This window comes from Bacillus sp. FSL L8-0528, from assembly GCF_038593085.1.
In the GTDB taxonomy this organism is placed as follows: Bacteria; Bacillota; Bacilli; order Bacillales; family Bacillaceae; genus Bacillus; species Bacillus paralicheniformis.
Genome location: NZ_CP151961.1, coordinates 3,055,917 through 3,072,781 on the forward strand (window position 1 = coordinate 3,055,917; position 16,865 = coordinate 3,072,781).

Annotated in this window: 12 protein-coding genes and 1 pseudogene; 2 read left to right on the forward strand and 11 right to left on the reverse strand. The window is 46.5% G+C overall.

Annotation, left to right across the window (positions count from 1 at the left end; genetic code table 11):
- Positions 1-41 precede the first annotated feature (41 nt).
- Together icd and citZ are read right to left on the reverse strand one after the other, a co-directional pair.
- A complete protein-coding gene (icd, locus tag MHI30_RS15555) occupies positions 42-1,313 on the reverse strand; it encodes an NADP-dependent isocitrate dehydrogenase (RefSeq protein ID WP_075752493.1) in 1,272 nt (423 codons plus the stop codon).
- A gap of 166 nt (positions 1,314-1,479) precedes the next feature.
- Entirely contained in the window at positions 1,480-2,598 is a 1,119-nt protein-coding gene (citZ, locus tag MHI30_RS15560; protein WP_020452555.1) for a citrate synthase, read from the reverse strand.
- A gap of 626 nt (positions 2,599-3,224) precedes the next feature.
- Here citZ and MHI30_RS15565 point away from each other — a divergent pair.
- A complete protein-coding gene (locus MHI30_RS15565) occupies positions 3,225-3,956 on the forward strand; it encodes a glycoside hydrolase family 16 protein (RefSeq protein WP_075751962.1) in 732 nt (243 codons plus the stop codon).
- Positions 3,957-4,226: 270 nt separating this feature from the next.
- Here the strand turns inward: MHI30_RS15565 and MHI30_RS15570 are convergent.
- Positions 4,227-4,362, reverse strand: a pseudogene (locus MHI30_RS15570) (transporter); the annotation flags it as partial.
- Positions 4,363-4,638: 276 nt separating this feature from the next.
- A complete protein-coding gene (locus MHI30_RS15575) occupies positions 4,639-5,103 on the reverse strand; it encodes a DUF441 domain-containing protein (protein WP_020452557.1) in 465 nt (154 codons plus the stop codon).
- 101 nt (positions 5,104-5,204) lie between these two features.
- Between MHI30_RS15575 and ytvI the strand changes: the two genes are divergently transcribed.
- Complete coding sequence (gene ytvI / locus MHI30_RS15580; RefSeq protein WP_075751961.1) at positions 5,205-6,320, forward strand: sporulation integral membrane protein YtvI; 1,116 nt, start codon at positions 5,205-5,207, stop codon at positions 6,318-6,320.
- A 41-nt stretch (positions 6,321-6,361) separates the two neighbouring features.
- Here the strand turns inward: ytvI and MHI30_RS15585 are convergent, their stop codons facing one another.
- From MHI30_RS15585 to dnaE, 7 genes are all read right to left on the reverse strand, one after another.
- The gene (locus MHI30_RS15585) at positions 6,362-6,748 is read right to left on the reverse strand and encodes an FxsA family protein (protein ID WP_020452559.1); all 387 of its coding nucleotides are present in this window, start codon (positions 6,746-6,748) and stop codon (positions 6,362-6,364) included.
- A 106-nt stretch (positions 6,749-6,854) separates the two neighbouring features.
- On the reverse strand, positions 6,855-8,612 hold the full coding sequence (gene pyk, locus MHI30_RS15590) for a pyruvate kinase (RefSeq protein ID WP_020452560.1): 1,758 nt from the start codon (positions 8,610-8,612) through the stop codon (positions 6,855-6,857).
- 24 nt (positions 8,613-8,636) lie between these two features.
- Positions 8,637-9,596 (reverse strand): 6-phosphofructokinase, encoded by a 960-nt coding sequence (gene pfkA, locus MHI30_RS15595; protein WP_075751960.1) that lies wholly within the window; start codon positions 9,594-9,596, stop codon positions 8,637-8,639.
- Between the two features lie 242 nt (positions 9,597-9,838).
- Positions 9,839-10,816, reverse strand: a complete 978-nt coding sequence (accA, locus tag MHI30_RS15600; protein WP_075751959.1) for an acetyl-CoA carboxylase carboxyl transferase subunit alpha — start codon at positions 10,814-10,816, stop codon at positions 9,839-9,841.
- A complete protein-coding gene (gene accD / locus MHI30_RS15605) occupies positions 10,801-11,676 on the reverse strand; it encodes an acetyl-CoA carboxylase, carboxyltransferase subunit beta (RefSeq protein ID WP_065643637.1) in 876 nt (291 codons plus the stop codon). The genes accA and accD overlap by 16 nt, the downstream gene beginning before the upstream one ends.
- Positions 11,677-12,038: 362 nt before the next feature.
- On the reverse strand, positions 12,039-13,274 hold the full coding sequence (locus tag MHI30_RS15610; protein ID WP_075751958.1) for a malic enzyme-like NAD(P)-binding protein: 1,236 nt from the start codon (positions 13,272-13,274) through the stop codon (positions 12,039-12,041).
- Between the two features lie 142 nt (positions 13,275-13,416).
- Positions 13,417-16,761 carry a DNA polymerase III subunit alpha gene (gene dnaE, locus MHI30_RS15615; RefSeq protein WP_075752491.1) on the reverse strand — a complete coding sequence of 1,115 codons (3,345 nt, stop codon included), beginning with the start codon at positions 16,759-16,761 and terminating at the stop codon, positions 13,417-13,419.
- Positions 16,762-16,865: the final 104 nt, after the last annotated feature.

Below are 16,865 nucleotides of genomic sequence, written 5' to 3' on the forward strand. Positions count from 1 at the left end.
ACCCCTTTTAATTGTTGTTTGTTTTACCCCAAAACAGCCGTTTAAGACATATTTTTGATAAGCTCATCACCGAATTCAGAGCATTTGACTTCAGTCGCGCCGTCCATCAAACGAGCGAAATCGTATGTGACGACTTTGGATGCGATTGTTTTCTCCATTGATTTAATCACAAGGTCGGCAGCTTCATTCCAGCCCAAATGCTCAAGAAGCAGCACGCCGGATAGGATGACTGAAGACGGGTTTACTTTGTCAAGTCCGGCATATTTTGGAGCTGTACCATGTGTCGCTTCAAAGATGGCGTGTCCTGTCTCATAGTTGATGTTTGCTCCAGGTGCGATGCCGATTCCGCCGACTTGGGCAGCAAGCGCATCTGAAATGTAGTCCCCGTTCAGGTTCATTGTCGCCACAACGTCAAACTCGGCAGGGCGGGTCAGAATCTGCTGAAGGAAGATGTCAGCGATGCTGTCTTTGATGATGATTTTGCCGGCCGCTTCAGCTTCGCTTTGCGCTTTGTTTGCAGCATCTTTGCCGTCTTTTTCAGCGATGCGGTCGTATTCGGCCCATGTGAATACTTTATCGCCGAATTCTTTTTCAGCCACTTCATAGCCCCAGTTTTTGAAGGCGCCTTCCGTGAACTTCATGATGTTTCCTTTGTGTACGAGCGTTACAGACTTTCGGCCGTGCTCGATCGCATACTCGATCGCAGCTCTGACAAGCCTTGATGTTCCCTCTTCAGAAACCGGCTTGATACCGATGCCTGATGTTTCAGGGAAACGGATTTTGTTGACGCCAAGCTCGTTTTTCAGGAATGAAATCAGCTTCTCAACTTCTTCAGAGCCTTTCGCGTACTCGATGCCGGCGTAGATATCTTCAGTATTTTCGCGGAAGATGACCATATCCGTATCTTCAGGGCGCTTAACCGGTGAAGGAACGCCTGTGAAATAGCGGACAGGACGCAGGCATGTAAACAAGTCAAGCTCTTGTCTGAGCGCTACGTTTAATGAGCGAATTCCGCCGCCTACAGGAGTTGTTAAAGGACCTTTAATCGCGATCAGGTATTCGCGGATCGTATCAAGCGTTTCTTCAGGAAGCCATTCGCCAGTTTTGTTGTACGCTTTTTCCCCGGCGTAGACTTCTTTCCAAGTGATTTCCTTTTCGCCGTTATACGCTTTCTCCACAGCCGCTTCAAGAACCCTGGAAGCCGCTCTCCAAATATCAGGACCTGTTCCGTCCCCTTCAATAAACGGGATGACCGGGTTGTTTGGAACGTTTAATACTCCGCCGGAGACTGTAATTTTTTCGCCTTGTGCCACAATAAAACCTCCCATAATATGTAATTCTTCAATATAGAAAAACATTTGTTTCCCCCGTTTTACGGGGGACAAACATGTTTTTTCATAGATTCATTAAATCGTTGTTTCCTAGAAAAGCCGTTAAGAGGCCGGCCGAACGAAGCTCGAACAGCCCCCTTTCAAACGGTCAGCTTCTGTCTTCAATCGGAATGAACGTCTGCATGTCAGGACCGGTGTAATCAGCCCGCGGACGAATCAGTCGGTTATTTTCATACTGTTCAAGAATGTGAGCGAGCCAGCCTGATACCCTGCTGATCGCAAAAATCGGCGTGAACAGATCATGGTCGATTCCTAAGCTATGATAAACCGACGCAGAATAAAAGTCTACGTTTGGCGGCAGCTTTTTCTGAGACGTGACGATTTCCTCAGTCCGCTCTGAAATCTCATACCATTTGCTTTCACCCGTTAAATTCGTCAAACGTCTGCTCATTTCCTTCAAATGTTTTGCGCGGGGATCGCCCTGGCGGTATACGCGGTGGCCGAACCCCATGATCTTTTCTTTCTTTTCAAGCTTGGCGTGAATATATGAATCTACGTTTTCAACCTCGCCAATCTCTGAAAGCATTTTCATAACTGCTTCGTTTGCTCCGCCGTGAAGCGGACCTTTCAAGGCCCCGATTGCGGCCGTGATCCCTGAGTAGACGTCTGAAAGCGTCGCGACGCATACTCTGGCTGTGAACGTAGATGCGTTCAGCTCATGATCCGCATGCAGAATCAAAGCTTTGTCAAACGCTTCCACTTCAACAGGAGAAGGTTCTTTTCCATTCAGCATGTAGAGAAAGTTGGCGGCAAAACCGAGTTCCGGATTCGGCTCAATCGGCTCGAGCCCTTTGCGGATTCTTGAAAAAGCAGCGACAAGCGCAGGCATCTTCGCTTGGAGACGAACCGCTTTTCTGTAGTTTGCTTCCGCATCCATTTGATCTGCTTCTTCGTCAAACAGTCCGAGTAAAGAAACGGCTGTCCGAAGAGCTGCCATCGGGTGGACTTTTCCATTCGAGTAGGATTTGAAATGGTCAATCACTTCTTTGGGGATACCGGCATTTTCAGAAAGCTGTTTTTTAAGCTCGGCGAGCTCCTCTTTGTTCGGCAGCTTTAAATGCCAAAGCAGATAAACAACTTCTTCAAAGCTGGCTTTTTCTGTCAAATCATCGATGTTATACCCTACATATGTAAGAGTATCATCAATAATTGAACTTACTGATGATGTAGTGGCGACTACCCCTTCAAGGCCGCGTGTTGCTGTCATACTCATCTCTCCCTTTTTTTAAAAATTTCCCCTTTTAAAATTAAACCAAAACCAAGGAGCAAAAACAACGCATGATGTATACATCTTCTTCAGCCCAAAAAGAAAATGCTTACATTAAATCGTTTTTCAAATAAAACAATCGTGCGTTTCTATATACCGTTCGATACTCCGATATGCTTAATAAAGATTAAGCATATTTATATTATAAACAATAATCTGATAAATTTGTAGGTTTTTGATCAAAAATGCTTTCAAAGCCTTATAAATCAAGGGTTCGTAGTTATTTATTATCAATCGACAGCTTTGTAGAATCATGTATTCTTCTGTATCTATTTGCGGAAGGTTTTGGGGAGGGATTTTTATTAAAAGTGGACAAACGCATTCCTCCAGTTCTTTCATACTAATCGGTTTATGATTTTCACCTATAATAAATTTATAAACAAAAGAAAAAGAGATAAAATCTTTTACTCGTTACTTCACAAAAAATCCCCTTCATCCGTTTTAAAATGACAGAGGGGAGTTTTTATGAATGAAAAGTTATTATCAATATTTTGACTGATGTTCCCTCTTAAAAGAATCAGGTATGATCAGTAAAGAAAACGCTTTTAAAGAAAGGGGAATGCCGCATGCCTTATCGCATGAAACGAGTGCTGTTGCTTCTTGTCACTGGATTGTTTATGAGTTTGTTTACAGTCACTTCTACTGCCTCGGCTCAAACAGGCGGATCGTTTTTTGACCCTTTTAACGGCTATAACTCCGGCTTTTGGCAAAAAGCAGATGGTTATTCAAATGGAAATGTGTTCAACTGCACTTGGCGTGCAAATAACGTATCAATGACGTCATTAGGTGAAATGCGTTTGGCGCTAACAAGTCCATCTGATAACAAGTTTGACTGCGGGGAAAATCGCTCTGTTCAAACATATGGTTATGGACTTTATGAAGTCAGAATGAAACCAGCTAAAAACGTAGGGATCGTTTCATCGTTCTTCACTTACACAGGTCCAACGGATGGAACTCCTTGGGATGAGATTGACATCGAATTTTTAGGAAAAGACACAACAAAGGTTGAATTTAACTATTATAAAAATGGTGTAGGAAACCATGAGAAGCTTGTGAATCTCGGATTTGATGCAGCCAATGCCTATCACACGTATGCGTTCGATTGGCAGCCAAACTCGATTAAATGGTATGTCGATGGGCAATTAAAACATACCGCGACGAGCCAAATTCCGACTACGCCAGGAAAGATCATGATGAACTTGTGGAATGGTATTGGTGTCGATGACTGGCTCGATCCCTACAATGGTGTAACACCTCTATACGCTCATTACGACTGGGTGCGTTATACAAAAAAATAATGTCAAAAATGATAAGAGCCTGCTGCCTCAACATAACCAGGCTCTTTTGATTGTAATGAGAAGTTGTTGGCATGAATAGTCTTTTATACGAATCTTATCGAGATGATGTCAGCCCTCTTTCTGGGTTTGCTTTTATTTAATTCTTTAGTTCTCTTTCTTTTGTGAAAATGACATCTTCATATCCTTCAATTTTAAAATCAATTTTTTGATGGTTTCTTCAATTTTTTTCTGTTTTCTATCAATTTTTCTCTTTCGTTCACTAAAATCACTTGCTGCCGTCCACGCCGCAATCATATCCGGCGTCTCTTGTTTAGCAGAAAAAATAGATTTTCCGGCACTGAACAGCACTCGCAGTTCGACCCATTATAATAAAGGATGTAACTGATGCAAGCGTTTCAGCCTGAAAGAGACGATAGATCATTTTTTCTTTTTATCCAAACTTACCTGCTGAAGACTCCACAAATAAAAACCCACAAATTTGAAATAAACTGTCACATTTTCTCACGCAGATTTTTGACAAACTGTGCCCTCTTTTTATAGAGGGCTTTATTTTTTTGCACCAGATGACTTCTATTTACAGATTTTTAGTAGTTTTAACTGCGTTATTTATGTTTATTTTTAGTTGCGAACGTTTTTTTCAAACTAAAAAACCCCCTGAAACAGGGGGAGCTTGCCCGCATCTCTAAGATGTAAAATGCTGAACGGCCTGCATGACAAGATAGGCGATCCCGGCACCGATGAGCGGGCCGACGGCAACGCCTTTGAATAAAGCGACCGCTAAAATCGTTCCAAATACAAGAGCGGTGGTGATATGCGGGTCTTCCGCTAGCAATGTGATCCCGTTTTTGGCGATCAATGCTACGAGAATGCCCGCCCCGAGTGCGATCCATGCGTAATATGATTTCATCGCTTCGCCAAGCTGTTTAAAGCCGATCTCTCCAGTCGCAATCGGCACAAGGACAGCTATTGTAATAACGGTAACTCCCCAGTTAATCCCTTTGGATTGGATCGCCGGAAACAGCTTTTGATCAAGGCCGGTCAGCTTGATCAAAAGCAGGACGGATACCGCGATGATCAACGACTGATTTTTCGCGATTAATGCGATGGCCAAAAGCAGGATCAAAAATAAATTAGCTTGAGTAAACATGCTGTATTCAACTCCATTTTTTTATGACCTTTCTCATAATAACAGGACTCAAGAATAAAATGAAATAAGGACATGCTTTCTAATATCAGGAGGATGCAGAATTGAATCAATCCTATCTCACAGCTGCGCTTCGGGCAGTGTATGTGCTGTTTTTGACCGCTGCTTGCGGAGCGGTCGGCTACTACTCTTTTCCGTTAACCTATCCTTTTGTGATTGCGCTTATTCTCGCCATCACGATCAACCCTTTTGTGGAATGGCTCGATAAGCGGACCGGGCTCCCGAGAGGCGTCAATGTCGGCATCGTGCTGTGCGGCTTTTTGATCGCCGGAGCCGGCTTTTTGACACTGGTCGTTGCCGAGATTGTCTCTGGAACGGCTCATTTGGCTAAAATTCTCCCCGTCCAGTTTAATAAAGCCGCTCTTTATATCGAATCGTTTTTTACGAATCAGATCATGCCGCTGTATAATCAGCTTGCCGCTTTTTTTGACGGGCTCGAAGCCGCCCAGCAGGAATCGATCATTACACAGGTCCAAAATTTGGGCAATGAACTCGCTTCAGGAACCGCTTTGTTTCTTTCAAAAATTCTTGAGATGGTGCCCCTCTTTTTCGCCTTTCTGCCGAATATGGCGGCCGTGCTGATCTTTTCGCTCCTGGCTACTTTTTTTATCAGCAAAGATTTGCATAAAATACAAAACAAGGCGCGGTCTGTTCTTCCTGATCGGCTGATCTCGGGTGCAGCGGCTGTCTATGCGGAATTGAAAAGAGCGCTGGCAGGCTTTGTGAAGGCCCAGCTTACCCTTGTGGCGATGACGATGGTGCTCGTGTTGATCGGGCTTTCCGTGTTGAAGGTTAATCATGCTGTGGCCATCGCTTTTCTCATCGGCCTGGTCGACCTGTTGCCGTATTTGGGAACGGGGTCTGTATTTGTGCCGTGGATCGTCTATTTAGCAGCGTCCAAGCAGCTGCCGCTCGCGATCGGCCTCGGAATCCTGTACATCGTCGTGCTCGTCTTCAGGCAGCTGGCCGAACCGAAGATTTTGAGCCGGTCAATCGGACTTCACCCTTTGGGAACATTGATCGCGCTGTTTGCCGGTTTCAAATTGTTTGGCTTTCTCGGATTGATCATGGGCCCCGCCCTTCTCGTTCTCATTCAAGCTCTCTTTACAACAGGTATTTTTAAAGACATATGGCAGTTTATTAAAGGAAATGAAAAATAAGCGGCAGCCTGCTTTTTCCATGCGGGCCGCCGCTTATCGGGTTATTTGATGATGTTGATCCGCCTGCCTTCAGACATCCTCTTCAGCTTGCGGGATATGAACGGTTTGAAACGGCTGCGCGTTGCCGGCAGCAGCAGCAGTAAACCGATGATATCCGATAAAAAGCCGGGCAGCAAAAGCAGCATGCCGCCTATGAAAATACAAAGTCCGTCCAAAATCGCATCCCCAGGCATTTTTCCGTACTGAAGATCGCGCTGAACTTTGTAGTAAACTTCGATTCCTTGTTTTTTGGCGAGAGCGGCCCCGAGAAATCCCGTCAAGATGATCAGCAAAACGGTCGGCAAGACACCGATCCAATTAGCGGACAAGAGGAACAGACCGATTTCACTCGCTGGAAAAATGACGAGAAATAATAAGAAAAACTTCATTGTCTTCACCTCATAATTCTAATATGGAAGCGAACGGCCGCCCTGTTTTGCTTGTGCCGCCTGCAAAAAAAGAAGGGAAAAGCTTCCCTTCTTCTTCAATAAGCGATTAAAGTACGCTTGCACGTCCTTTGTAAACAGCTCCGCGGGCAGAGTCGACCGTAATGTCTTCTCCTTCTTTCAGAATGGATGTCGCATTTTCCATTCCGACGATGACAGGGATGCCGAGGCTCAAGCCTACGACTGCAGCGTGGCTGGTTAAACCGCCTTCTTCCGTAATCAGCGCAGCCGCTTTTTCAAGGGACGCCATCATGTCACGATCCGTGCTTTTTGTAACCAAAACGGCGCCATCTTTCATTTTTTTGTCCGCTTCTTGTGCATTCTGAGCGATGACCACTTCACCAAACGCGGATTTGCGTCCGATTCCCTGGCCTTTTGCGACCACGTCTCCGACAACATACACTTTCATCAAGTTTGTTGTGCCGGCTTCACCGACAGCTCCGGCCGTGATAACGATCAAGTCGCCGTGGCGTACGATGCCTGTGTCGAGAGATTTTTGCACTGCTTTTTCAAGCATTTCGTCAGTGGAGCTGTGGTTTTGTCCGCTTGTTGCGAAAACACCGAAGACAAGAGACAGCTTTCTTGAAACCGCATCGTTTACCGTAACTGCGACAATCGGCGCCTGCGGGCGATATTTGGAAATCATTCTCGCCGTATGACCGCTTTCTGTCGGTGTGACGATGGCATTCACGTCAAGGTTGATTGCCGTATGCGCCACAGACTGGCCGATCGCATCTGTAATTGACATGCTGACTTGCTTGCTTCGTGCAGAAAGGATCTTTTTATGGTTGAGCGCTTCTTCTGAACGGGAAGCGATATTGTGCATCGTCTGAACGGCTTCAACAGGGTAATTTCCCGCAGCCGTTTCACCTGAAAGCATAATCGCGTCAGTTCCGTCAAAGATCGCATTGGCAACGTCGCTCGCTTCCGCGCGTGTCGGACGCGGATTGCGCTGCATGCTGTCGAGCATTTGGGTAGCCGTGATGACAGGCTTGCCAAGCGCATTGCATTTTTTGATCAGTTCTTTTTGAACGAGCGGCACTTCTTCAGCAGGGATTTCAACACCAAGGTCTCCGCGTGCAACCATCAGACCGTCTGATACTTCAAGAATGGCATCGATGTTGTCAACGCCTTCCTGGTTTTCGATTTTTGGAATGATTTGAATATCTGCCGCATTGTGCTCTTCAAGAAGTTCGCGGATTTCAAGGACATCCGACGGACGGCGCACAAAAGATGCCGCGATAAAATCAACACCCTGCTCGATACCGAACACAATGTCGTTAGCGTCTTTTTCCGTAATTCCCGGAAGATTGACGCTGACGCCCGGCACATTCACGCCTTTTTTATTTTTCAGCGTTCCGCTGTTCATTACTTTCGTGACGATTTCACGCTTGTCCTTGTTGACATCTGTGACTTCAAGTCCGATCAGTCCATCGTCAAGCAAAATCGTTGAACCAATTGATACATCATGAATCAACCCATCATATGTAACTGAGATTTTTTCAGGTGTACCGATGACTTCTTCCATTGAAACGATCAGCTGAGAACCCGCTTCCAGTTCGATTGAACCGCCTTCCATTGTATGCGTGCGGATTTCCGGACCTTTCGTATCAAGAAGGATACCGATATCTTTTCCCAGCTTGCCGGCTGCTTCGCGAATGTTTTTAATTCTTGCGCCGTGCTCTTCGAAATCTCCATGGGAAAAGTTCAGGCGCGCCACGTTCATTCCGGCTTCCATCAGCTGGGTGAGCTTTTCAACAGTTTCGCTGGCCGGTCCAATTGTACAAACTATTTTAGTCTTTCTCATATTGCTTCCTCCTCGGGTTTTACACTAGATTGACAGTTCTTGAGACAAGCGGTACATGCTTTGATCAATTGTATGTTTATGATCGAGTATTTCAATGATATCATGATGCACAAGCTGGTTATTTTGAATACCGACACAGCGTCCGCCTTTTCCTTCAAGAAGCAGTTCAACCGCAAATGCCCCTAGACGGCTTGCCAATACACGGTCTGCTGCAGTCGGAGAACCGCCGCGCTGGATATGTCCAAGCACCGATACTCTAGTTTCGAGATTTGTGGCTTCTTCAATTCTTTTGCCGAATTCAACGCCGCTTCCGACGCCTTCCGCCACAATGATGATGCTGTGTTTTTTGCCGCGGTCATGCCCTCTTTTCAGCCTTGCAATAATTTCTTCCATATCGTAGTCAGCTTCAGGAATCAAAATGGATTCCGCGCCTCCTGCCAAACCTGACCATAAAGCAATGTCCCCGGCATGGCGGCCCATTACTTCAATCACGTATGTACGTTCGTGGGATGTAGCTGTATCCCTGATTTTATCGATGGCATCGATAACGGTATTTAACGCCGTATCAAATCCGATCGTCAAATCTGTTCCAGGGATGTCATTGTCGATTGTTCCCGGCACTCCGACACAAGGAAAACCGTGTTCTGTCAGCTTTTTCGCTCCCATATAAGAACCGTCTCCGCCAATGACGACTAATCCTTCTATACCATATTTTTTTAAATTCGCTATTCCTTTTTCCCGTCCTTCTACCGTTTTAAACTCAGGACACCTTGCTGTATATAGCTTCGTTCCTCCGCGGTGAATGATATCTCCGACAGAACCGATTTCAAGCTTTTCTATTTTTCCGCTGATTAAACCTGAATACCCGTTGTAAATTCCGTATACTTCTACGTCATGGTAGATCGCTTTCCTGACAACCGCGCGGACCGCCGCGTTCATTCCCGGGGAATCTCCGCCGCTCGTCAATACTCCGATACGTTTCATCTTTTTCACCTCGAAAACATATATAATTTACCTTAACACGTTCATTGCCGCTAAAACAATGAAAAAGGGATGAAAATTTTCCGAAAATCCCTATAAAACCTTACTCATTATACAATTAAACAAAAAGTTTTTAAATAAATTTTAAGCAAACTCTTTGAAAAATCGGGGGTGAAAGACACAATCCTTTCACTTTTCACCTTTATCCATAAAAAATAAACGTGAGCCAAAGGCCTCACGTTTATTTATTTTATCCCAACATATTGGTTTTCAGTCGAAATTTTTCCAATTGATTTATACTTGTTATATCTTTGTTGAATCAGTTCGTTCTTATCCAGTTTCAGCAAGGATTTAAGCTCGCTTTTCAGCGCTTCATCGATGTAGGCGGCCTGCTGCTCTACATCGCGGTGTGCTCCGCCTCTTACTTCTTTTATAACATGATCTATAATATCCAATTCTTTAAGGTCCGGAGCGGTGATTTTCATTGTTTCTGCCGCTTTTTTCGCGAGTCCTGAATCCTTCCAGAGGATAGCAGCCGCTCCCTCGGGAGAGATCACCGAATAAGTTGAGTTTTCCAGCATCAATAAGCGGTTTGCGACGCCGAGCGCAAGCGCTCCCCCGCTGCCGCCTTCCCCGATGACGATCGAGATGACCGGCACAGAGAGTCCCGCCATTTCAAAAAGGTTCTTGGCAATTGCTTCGCTTTGCCCCCGCTCTTCAGCTGCTTTTCCAGGGTATGCTCCTTTTGTATCAATAAAGCAGATGATCGGCCTGTTAAATTTATCGGCCTGCTTCATCAGCCTGAGCGCTTTGCGGTAGCCTTCCGGATGCGGCATTCCGAAGTTGCGGCGGATGTTTTCTTTTGTATCCTTGCCGCGCTGTTGGCCGATCACTGTCACAGGAAGGCCCCGGAACTTGGCAATTCCGCCGACAATCGCTTCATCTTCACCGAAATAACGATCTCCGTGGCATTCAAAAAAATCGGTAAAGAGATGTTCGATATAATCGAGCGTTGTCGGACGGTTCGGATGCCTTGCAATCTGGACTCTGTCCCAGGCTTTCAGATTTGTATAAATGTCTTCTTCAAGCCTTTCAAGACGAGCTTCAAGCTTCGTAATTTCAGAGCTTAAATCCATATCGGAATCCTGTGTGAACCTTTTCAATTCGGCGATCTTTTCACGCAGTTCGACCACCGGTTTTTCAAATTCTAATTCTCCAGCCACTCGAGATCACCTCCAGTTTGGTGCATTTTCAAAATGCTGCCGAGCGTTTTTTTCATGTCTGCTCTGTGAACGACGGAATCAAGCTGTCCGTGCTTTAACAGAAATTCCGCAGTCTGAAAATCCTCAGGCAGTTCTTCACGGATGGTTTGTTCGATAATTCTTCTTCCGGCAAAGCCGATCAGCGCGCCCGGCTCGGCAAGGTTGTAATCGCCGAGGGATGCGAAGCTTGCGGATACACCGCCTGTTGTCGGATGTGTCATCACCGAAATGATCAAGCCCTGCTCTTCACTGAACAGCTTTAAAGCGGAGCTTGTTTTAGCCATTTGCATCAAGCTGAGAAGGCCTTCCTGCATTCTCGCACCGCCTGATGCGGTAAAAATAATGAAAGGCACTTTGTCTTCTCTTGCCTTTTCGATCGCCAGCGTAATTTTTTCGCCTACGACAGACCCCATGCTTCCCATTCTGAAAGATGAATCCATCACGGCAACGACTGCCGGAGATCCGTCAATCGTTCCTTTTCCGGTGACAACCGCTTCATTCAGCGACGTTTTTTCCCGGTCTTTTTGCAGTTTCTCAAGGTATCCTGGGAATTCCAGCGGGTTTTCAGACATCATATCCTGATTGAATTCTTCAAAGGAGCCATCGTCCAGCAGGCTTTTTATACGCTGCTTCGCGTTCATTTGAAGATGGTAACCGCAGTTCATGCAGACCCTTAAGTTTTTATCCAGCTCTTTTGTGAGCATGATTTTTTTGCAATCCGGGCATTTTGTCATGATCCCTTCCGGTACATCTTGCTTTGCTGATTCCGCGGGAACGGAAGCGTATTTTTTTTTCTTTTTGCTGAATATATCTTTTAACAAAAGATTACCTCCCTTTTCTGAAGGGTTTTCTTCATGTATGCCTGTCCTGTTTATAGACTAGAACATCACTATACCGAAACTATTGTACTTTTTTTGTCAAACGGTGTCATCCTCAATTCGACATTTTTGACCGGCAAACAGCCGAATCGCACTTTATGCGGTTAGAGACTGACAAATTGATATATCAGCCTTGAGAGCGGATACAAAAGTCCGGAAAAGCGATTTGAAAAATTTTTTTACAACCCGCATATTCCCTTACAAGTGTCCCCAATAAGAGGAAAAACTGTACATCATATTCGAGAAACAGCGCGTGACGGCTCTTTAGGCCAGAGCAATCACGCGCTGATCACAAAAATAGAGTTTTATTTTCCTTCAATTATTGCAAGCTTTCTTGTCTTTTCCGCGACTTCTTCAGGATCGACATCGATTCGTGCAACGCCTGTTTCCATCGCGGCTTTCGCTACCGCTTTGGCAACGGCCGGTGCGACCCTTGGATCGAACGGAGCCGGAATGACATATTCGGGACTCAGCTCTTCGTCGGAAACGAGTGATGCGATCGCCTCAACCGCGGCGATTTTCATCTCTTCGTTAATATGTGTCGCGCGGACATCGAGCGCCCCGCGGAAGATGCCAGGGAATGCGAGAACGTTATTCACTTGGTTAGGGAAGTCAGAGCGTCCCGTTCCAACGACGCTTGCTCCGGCTTCATGCGCTTCAGCAGGCATGATTTCAGGATTTGGATTCGCCATGGCGAAGATGATCGGTTTGTCAGCCATGCTTTCAACCATTTCTTTTGTCAAAGCGCCTTCGACGGAAACTCCGATAAAGACATCGGCGTCTTTGATCACATCTTTGAGCGATCCGTCTATGCGGTTTTTGTTCGTATATTTTGCGACTTCTTCTTTAACAGCGTTCATGCCGTTCGGACGGCCTTCGTAAATCGCGCCTTTCGTGTCGCACATGATGATATCGCGCACGCCGAAATGATAAAGAAGCTTGATGATGGCAATTCCCGCTGCCCCGGCGCCGTTTGCCACGACTTTGACGGAAGACATCGATTTGCCGGACAGCTTAAGCGCATTGACGAGACCGGCTACCGTAACGATTGCAGTACCGTGCTGGTCATCGTGAAACACCGGGATTTTTGTTTCCTTTTTGAGGCGTTCTTCAATGACAAAACAGTTCGGCGCTGCAATGTCTTCAAGGTTGACGCCGCCGAATGTCGGCTCAAGTAGCTTGACCGTCTCAACAATTTTGTCGACATCAGATGTATTTAAACAGATTGGGAAAGCGTCCACACCGGCAAAGCTTTTGAAAAGCACCGCTTTTCCTTCCATAACCGGAAGGGCGGCTTCAGGGCCGATATTGCCGAGGCCGAGCACAGCCGTTCCGTCCGAGACGACTGCTACCATGTTTCCCTTCATTGTATAATCGTATACTTTGCTGTTATCATCGTAAATCGCTTTGCAGGGTTCAGCCACACCCGGAGAATATGCAAGGCTTAAATCGTCCGCATTGCGAACCTGCACTTTTGATTTTGATTCCAATTTGCCCTGGTTTACTTTGTGCATATGCAGCGCTTTTTCTTTCAATGACATGTTAACAAACACTCCTTCAAGGGAATTTTGCCAAAAACTTTGCTTCGTTTTCTGCTTAAGATTCTTGTAAGACGAACCCTAGAATCTTAAAAATGATAACACAATTGACCGCTTTTTTGATCAAAAATGCTCAAAATACCTGCTATCTGAGCACGACATTTTTCTCACCTACAACGCTTTTGAGCCTGTAGAGGGCAGTGTGGTCAGCCTTGATATTGTAGCTTTCCGGCAGCTGCATCGTTTGCTTCCGTTTTTCATAATAGACGCAGACCGGCGTTTCCCCTTTGTGTTCAAGCAGGATGCTGCTGATCTTCTTGAAGATATCGTGGGTGTGCTGGCTTTCCTCCACTTTAATATAGACGGACGGCTGCTTTTTAGCATGAAGCGATTCGACGAGCGATGCCCCGGCGATGATCAGCTGGCGCTTTTCATTCCTTGTCTCAAGACGTCCTTCTGCAAAAAGCGATACGCCTTCTTCCAGGATCGGGGAAAGCTGCCTGAACTGTTCAGGAAAAACAACCGCCTCCATTTCCCCGCTTTCATCGCTCAGCTCCAGAAAAGCCATCGTCTGGCCCGTTTTTGTACGGATCGTCTTCATCTTCGTCAAAAGTCCGCCCAAAGCCGCCTTTTTACGGCTGGAGGCGAGCAGCTGAATAATCGGCAGCGCACCTGCCCGGTCCAGCTTCTTGCGGTGGACGCTCAGCGGATGGTCAGAAAAGTAAATGCCGAGCGTGTCCTTCTCGTGTGCCAGCAGGTCGACGAGCGGCATTTCTTCCGTCTCGGCGTACTTCGGCTTAATCGTCAAGCCTTCATCGAGAAAGAAGCCGAGCTGATCATTGTCTCCTGCAAACAATTCGGCATGCTCCAGCGCGACATCTACAGAAGCGAGCAAAGTAGCCCGGTTTTCACCGAATTCATCCATTGCTCCGGCAAAAATTAAAGCTTCAATCGTTTTCCGGTTTACGCTTTTCACAGAAGTCCTGACACAAAAGTCAAACAAATCTGCGAACGGCTTTTCTTTTCTCGCCCTGTAGATCTCTTTCACAGCCGAAATCCCGACGCCTTTAACAGCCCTTAAACTGTAGCGCAGCGCCCCGTTTTCCACGACGAACGGATAGCCGCTCTTATTGATGGAAGGACCTAAAACATTCAGCCCTTTCCCTTTCGCTTCATAGATGTACTGAGCAAGCTTTTCCTCATTTCCGATCGCACTCGTCAAGAGGCCGCATATAAAGTAGAGGGGGTAATGCGCTTTTAAATAAGCGAGCTGGTAGCCGATCATGCTGTATGCAACTGCATGACTCCGGTTAAAACCGTAATTGGCGAACTTTACGATGAGATCGTATACTTCATTAGCCGCTTGTACGGAATACCCTTTTTTCAAGCATCCACTAATAAAATGATTTCTCTCTGTATCGAGAATTTCCTTGTTTTTTTTGCCGACCGCCCTTCGCAAAAGATCGGCTTCTCCAAGCCTGAAACCCGCCATCCGCGATGCGATCATCATGATCTGTTCCTGATAAACGATCACGCCGTACGTATCTTTCAGAATCTCGGCCAAATCCTCGTGCGGATAAGACACAGCAACCCGTCCGTGCTTTCGTTCGATATACAGCGGGATATTTTCCATCGGGCCCGGGCGGTACAAGGCATTGACGGCGACAATGTCTTCAAGGCTCGATGGCTTGAGCCTTTTTAAAACGTTTCTCATGCCGGCTGATTCGAGCTGAAAAATACCTGTCGTATCTCCTTCAGACAGCAGCTTAAACGTCTGTTCATCTTCATAGGAAATCGCCGAAAAATCGATGGTGACCCGCTCGCTTTTTTCGATCAGCGTTTTGATCGATTCAATGAGCGTTAAATTGCGCAAGCCGAGAAAATCCATTTTCAATAGTCCCAAGTCTTCGAGATAGCCCATCGAATATTGCGTTAAATATACGCCGTCATGTCCTTCCTGTATCGGTATGATATTCGTCAGCGGCTCCTCGCTCAACACGACGCCCGCCGCATGAATCGATGTATGCCGCGGCAGCCCTTCGATTTTCTGAGCCGTTTTAAATATGTCCTGAAGCTTCTTGGATCCGTTCAGGCGCTTGTCGAGTTCAGCAGAAAGAGCTCTCGCCTCTTTCAGCGTCACTCCAGGTTTGGACGGAATTAATTTCGCCAGCTGGTCGGCTTCTTTCGGACTGATGCCCATCACCCTGCCGACGTCCCGCAGCGCCGCTTTCGCGGCCAATGTGCCAAACGTGATAATTTGCGCTACGTGCAGTGCCCCGTATTTATTTTTTACGTATTGGATGACTTCATCCCTTCTCGTATCGGGAAAATCGATATCGATATCGGGCATGCTGATGCGCTCCGGATTTAAAAACCGTTCAAACAGCAATTTATGCTTGATCGGATCGACATCTGTGATAAACAGCGTATAAGCGACGAGAGAGCCGGCCGCCGACCCGCGCCCCGGCCCTGTGATAATGCCGTTATCGTGGGCGAACTTCATGAAATCCCAGACGATCAAAAAATAGTCGCTGAACGCCATGTCGCGAATCACTTTCAGCTCATACTCAAGCCGTTCGACATACTCCCTCGGAGCGGCATCGAACCGTTTTTCCAACCCGAGAAAGCACAGCTCGGCCAAATAATCGTCAGCATTCTTGCCGGAAGGCGCCGGATATTTCGGCAGGCGCGTCTGTCCAAGGCTCAGGTCCACCTGGCACAGATCCGCGATTTTGACTGTATTCTCCAACGCGTCCGGACGATCCCTGTAAATATCAAGCATTTCAGCGGGCGGCTTGAGCTCAAGATGCAAATCTCCTTCGGCCTTCATGTCTTCGTTCAGCTTCTCGCCCGCTTTAATCGCTTTTAAACACGTATAAGCTGCCGCATCCTCTTTTTCGATGTAGCGTACATCGCCGGTTGCGGCAATCGGAATTCCCGTATGTTCGCTGAGCTCCAGAATGCGTTCAGAAAGAAGCGGGTCGCCCTTGTACGGCTGATACGACAAATAGAAGCTGCCCTCTCCGAAGATCGAAAGGCAGCGGAGGGCGGCGTTCTTCGCTTCTTCGATCAGCCCTTCTTTCAACAGCGCTTCTACATGGCTTGTCCCGCCCGTTGTCAGCGCAATGAGCCCTTCATGATAACTTTTGAGCCATTTTTCTTTGATGCCGTTTTTTGATTTCGACTGCAACACGCTGCTGATTTTCAGCAGGTTTTGGTAGCCTTTGTTTGTTTTCGCCAAAAGAACGAGCGGATATGAAAGCTGTTCTTTTTCATCTGTTAAAACTGAGGCTGTAAGCCCGATAATCGGCTTGATGCCGCGTTTTTTGCATGATTTATAAAATTCCACCGCCCCGTACATGACCTCGTCATCCGTCAGCGCCATTGCGCTGTAGCCCAGCTCTTTGGCTTTGGCCGTGAGGTCCTCTACGGAAGCGGCGCTGTTTAATAAGCTGTAACCGCTGTGTACTTGCAGGTGAACAAAAGGCATTTCTGTCACCCCTTCCTTTTTCGAGCCGTCTCTTTTCATTATATGATGGGATCGAATGAGAAACAAATGTTCTTTCTTTGATCAACAATCATACTTGTCTTTCT

Excerpts from the sequence above, each read along its gene's own strand:
- MHI30_RS15585 (WP_020452559.1), bottom strand. The coding sequence starts at position 6,748 with ATGAAGTTTTTCTTATTATTTCTCGTCATTTTTCCAGCGAGTGAAATC.
- MHI30_RS15575 (WP_020452557.1), bottom strand. The coding sequence starts at position 5,103 with ATGTTTACTCAAGCTAATTTATTTTTGATCCTGCTTTTGGCCATCGCA.
- citZ (WP_020452555.1), bottom strand. The coding sequence starts at position 2,598 with ATGACAGCAACACGCGGCCTTGAAGGGGTAGTCGCCACTACATCATCA.
- MHI30_RS15565 (WP_075751962.1), top strand. The coding sequence starts at position 3,225 with ATGCCTTATCGCATGAAACGAGTGCTGTTGCTTCTTGTCACTGGATTG.
- MHI30_RS15610 (WP_075751958.1), bottom strand. The coding sequence starts at position 13,274 with ATGTCATTGAAAGAAAAAGCGCTGCATATGCACAAAGTAAACCAGGGC.
- pyk (WP_020452560.1), bottom strand. The coding sequence starts at position 8,612 with ATGAGAAAGACTAAAATAGTTTGTACAATTGGACCGGCCAGCGAAACT.
- dnaE (WP_075752491.1), bottom strand. The coding sequence starts at position 16,761 with ATGCCTTTTGTTCACCTGCAAGTACACAGCGGTTACAGCTTATTAAAC.
- pfkA (WP_075751960.1), bottom strand. The coding sequence starts at position 9,596 with ATGAAACGTATCGGAGTATTGACGAGCGGCGGAGATTCCCCGGGAATG.